This window comes from Streptomyces capoamus (assembly GCF_014654935.1).
In the GTDB taxonomy this organism is placed as follows: Bacteria; Actinomycetota; Actinomycetes; order Streptomycetales; family Streptomycetaceae; genus Streptomyces; species Streptomyces capoamus.
In genome coordinates this window covers 104,170-108,283 of sequence record NZ_BNBF01000023.1, presented here as the reverse complement: position 1 = coordinate 108,283, position 4,114 = coordinate 104,170, and the positions used below count along the sequence as shown (strand labels likewise).

Here is a 4,114-nt window from a genome sequence, read left to right as displayed (position 1 = left end):
CTCGGCGTCCTGGCCGGTGATGACCGGCAGTGCCTTGCTGCCCGAGCCGTAGCCGTCCGACTTCAGCGCGGACAGGATGCCGATGGAGATGCCGTCGTACGGCGACAGGACCGCGTCGACCCGGCCGCTCTTGTAGGCGGAGGTGAGGATGTCCTCCATGCGCTTCTGCGCGGTGGTGCCGTCCCAGCGCAGGGTGACGACCTGGTTCAGCTGCGTCTGGCCGGACTTGACGACCAGCTGCTTCTTGTCGATGTACGGCTGGAGGACGCTCATGGCGCCGCCGAAGAAGTACTTGGTGTTGTTGTCGTCGTTGGAGCCCGCGAACAGCTCGATGTTGAACGGGCCCTTCTTGCCCTTGGCCAGGCCGAGCTTGTCGACGATGTACTGGCCCTGGAGCTTGCCGACCTTCTCGTTGTCGAACGAGGCGTAGTAGTCGACGTTCTTGGTGCCGAGGATCAGCCGGTCGTAGGAGATGACCGGGATGTGCGCGTCCGCGGCCTCCTGGAGGACGTGGTCCAGGGACTTGTTGTCGATCGCCGCGATGATCAAGCCCTTCACACCCTGCGTGATCAGGTTCTCGATCTGCGAGACCTGGGTCTCCGGGTCGTCCTCGCCGTAGACCAGCTTGGTCTTGTAGCCCTTGGCCTCCAGGTCCTTGACGACGTTCTTGCCGTCGGAGATCCAGCGCTCGGAGGACTTGGTCGGCATGGCGATGCCGATGGTGGCGCCCTTGACGTCGCCCGGCTTCTGCTTGCTGCCGCCCTCGCTGTTCTGGCCGCAGGCGGTCAGGGTGAGGGCGAGCGAGGCGGCTCCGGCTATCGCGGCGAGTGCGGCTCTGCGGTTGCGCATGGGGATCAGTCCTTGTCGGTCTCGTCGTGGAGAGGAGGCTCGGGTGCGGGGAGTTCAGGTGCGGGGAGCGGTCGCTTCGAGGGGGAAGCGGTTGAGGGTGCCGGGGGACCGGGAGCCGAGCGGCGCCATGTCGCCGTCCGCGCCGTGCCGGGCGAGCAGGTCCAGGGCGAGCCGGCCGCGCCGCACCCGCTCCCGGGCGGTGTCCAGGGTGACGTCTCTGAGGTGGGTGCCCCACGGGTAGATGCCGGGCGCCTTGGACAGGCCGAACTTCAGGTAGAGCGGTGCGCCGCGCCGGATCAGCTCGGCGACCTCGTACATCCGGACGTAGCCGCCGAGGTCGTCGGGTGCCTCGATGTACATGTCCATCGGGGCGCCGGACACCCGGCGGATCTCGGTGAGGTGGTCCAGCGTCAGATCGCTGGGCACGTTGACGGAGTCGGCGCCGAGCCGCTCGTAGACGGCGTACGAGGCCGGGTTGACGGGGCCGATCAGCGCCGAGACCTTCAGCGTGGTGCCGGCCGGGATGATGCCGGTCTCGCGGGCCCGGTGCAGGGTCCACAGCACGCCCTCGTCGGCGACCAGCAGGCACGTGACGCCCAGTTCGGTGGCCCGGACGGCGTCCTCGACGCAGCCGGCGACCGCGTCGTGGCCCCGGGCGCGCAGTCCGGCCCCCCGCGAGTCGGACCGCACCGAGCCGCCGATGTCCCAGGTGCCGCGCGGGCCGGTGAACAGGCACAGCTCGATGTCGCGTTCGCCGGTGGCCTCGACCATCTCGGTGATCTCGGCGTCCGTGAGCATCCACACGCCGCTGCCCTGGCTGATCCGGTGGATCGGCACGTCGAGGCGCGAGGCCTCCTTGAGGACGACCGCCAGCGCTTCGGGACCCTCGCACGAGGGGATCTCGGTGCGCCAGCGGCCGCCGCCCGGGAAGGTGTGGGCGGAGGCGTCGGCGGGATCGAGGGCGGGCGCGGCCAGGCCGAGTGCGGCGAGCACCTGCTCGCCGGGCCTGCGGGCTGCCGGAGCGGAAGCGTCGGTCACAAGCTGTCCTTCGTGTTCGGTATGTCGGACGAGGTTCGCGGCTCTCGGTACGGAAAAGCGCTGGGTGTACGCCGGTCAGGGCGCCGTCAGGTCACGCCCTGACCGGCGTACGGTCAGGGGCGGAGCAGCACCTTGCCCACCTTCGGATCACCGGCCCCCACCAGCTCGATGGCCCGCGGGAACTCGGTCAGCGGCAACTCGTGCGTGACCAGCGGCAGCGGGTCGAGCAGACCGGCACCGAACACCCGCACGGCGTGCGCCCAGGCGTCCGGCGGCGCCCCGAAGACGGTGTGCACCTCCAGCTGCCGTACGACCAGGTCGGTCGGGTCGAGCCCGTCCGCGCCCGCCGCCGGGATCCCGGTGAGGACCAGCCGGCCGCCGCGCCGCAGCAGCGCGGCGGCGGTGCGCGCGGCGGACGCCGAACCGGCGGTCTCGATCACCACGTCGAGGTCGTCGGGCAGCGCTGGATCCTCGGCGCTCTTCAGCCGGAAGTCGCTCGCCCCGAACCGCCGCGACAGCGCCTCGCGGTCGCGGCGGGTGCCCACCACGAGCAGCTCCGCCGGCGAGACCGCCCTCAGGAACTGCACCGCGAACATGCCCAGGGTGCCCGTGCCGACCACCGCGACCCGCTCGCCCGGCCGGGCGTTCGCCTTCAGCGCGGCGGCCGCGACGCAGGCGGCCGGCTCCAGCAGTGCGGCGGCGGTCAGGTCGGCCGTGTCCGGCAGGACGTGCAGCAGCCGGGCGGGCAGGGTCAGCGTGGCCGCCATGGCGCCGGGCTGCGTGAACCCGGTCTCCTCGTACCCGGCCGTGCACAGCGTGGTCTCGCCCGCGTGACAGCGGTCGCAGACCTGGCAGTTGCGGAAGCCCTCGCCGACCACCTTGCGCCCCACGAGCGAGCCGGGCACCCCGGCCCCCACCGCGCGCACGGTCCCGGACCACTCGTGCCCGGGCGTGAGCGGATACCGCACGTACCCCTCGGGCCGGTTGCCCTGGTACACCTCGCGGTCGCTGCCGCAGATGCCGGCCGCGTGCACCGCGACCAGCGCCTCGCCGGGACCCGGCTCGCGCGGTGTGTGGGCCTCGACCCGGTGCACGCCCGGCGCCTCGACGAGGACCTGGGAGCTCACTTGGTGGCCTTCGGCTTGCGCTGCTCCCAGCCCTCGGCCCACAGGTCGAACCGGGCCTGCTGCTGCGGGAACTCGGCCGCCGCGTCCACGTCCAGCTCGACACCGAGCCCGGGCGCGTCGGAGAGGTGGAAGTAGCCGTCCACCACCTGCGGCGCGCCCTTGACCACCTTCTTGATCTCCGCGTCGGCGAAGTCGTTGAAGTGCTCCAGGATCTTGAAGTTCGGCGAGGTGAAGCCGACCTGGAGGGAGGCGGCGGTGAGCACGGAACCGCCCACGTTGTGCGGGGCCACCAGCATGTAGTGGGTCTCGGCGGTGGCGGCCAGCTTCCGGGTCTCCCAGATGCCGCCGATGTGGCCGACGTCCGGCTGGATGATGTCCACCGACTGGCTGTCGAACAGCTCGCGGAACTCGATCCGGTCGTGGATCCGCTCACCGGTGGCGACCGGGACGTCCACCTTGGCGGCGACCTTCTCCAGCGCCCTGAGGTTCTCCGGCGGCACCGGCTCCTCCAGCCAGGCCGGCTTGAAGGGCGCCATCTCCTTGGCCAGCCGGACGGCGGTGGCGGGGGAGAAGCGGCCGTGCATCTCCAGCATCAGCTCGGCCTCCGGGCCGATGGCGTCCCGCACGGCCTCGATGAGCGAGACCGCGTACAGGGTCTGCTCGTGGTCCAGTTCGAAGTGCCCCGTGCCGAACGGATCGATCTTCAGCGCCTTGTACCCGCGCTCCATGACCCCCTGTGCGGCCTTGTGGTACGCCTCCGGCGTTCGCTCGGTCGTGTACCACCCGTTGGCGTACGCCTTGACCTTGTCGGTCACCTTCCCGCCGAGCAGCTGCCACACCGGCACGCCCAGGGCCTTGCCCTTGATGTCCCAGCACGCCATCTCCACGACCGCGATGCCGGACATGACGATCTCGCCGGCACGGCCGTAGTCGCCGTACTTCATGCGGCGCACCAGGTCCTCGACGGCGAACGGGTCGGAGCCGAGAATGTGGTTGGCCTCCGCCTCCCGCAGATAGCCGATCAGCGCGTCGGTGTGCCCGAGCATCCGGGTCTCGCCGACTCCCGTGATGCCCTCGTCGGTGTGCACCTGGACGTAGGT

At 71.0% G+C, this 4,114-nt stretch carries 4 protein-coding genes; all 4 read right to left on the bottom strand.

Annotated elements, in window-relative coordinates; translation table 11 throughout:
- A partial coding sequence (locus tag IE312_RS30180) for a substrate-binding domain-containing protein (protein WP_229900602.1) occupies positions 1–849 on the bottom strand: 849 nt, incomplete at its 3' end.
- Between the two features lie 54 nt (positions 850–903).
- A complete protein-coding gene (locus IE312_RS30175) occupies positions 904–1,887 on the bottom strand; it encodes a hypothetical protein (protein WP_189985444.1) in 984 nt (327 codons plus the stop codon).
- 113 nt (positions 1,888–2,000) lie between these two features.
- Positions 2,001–3,014, bottom strand: a complete 1,014-nt coding sequence (locus IE312_RS30170) for a zinc-dependent alcohol dehydrogenase (RefSeq protein ID WP_189985443.1) — start codon at positions 3,012–3,014, stop codon at positions 2,001–2,003.
- Positions 3,011–4,114 (bottom strand): mandelate racemase/muconate lactonizing enzyme family protein (locus tag IE312_RS30165; protein ID WP_229900601.1); only part of this gene is annotated, 1,104 nt, incomplete at its 5' end. The genes IE312_RS30170 and IE312_RS30165, both read right to left, overlap by 4 nt.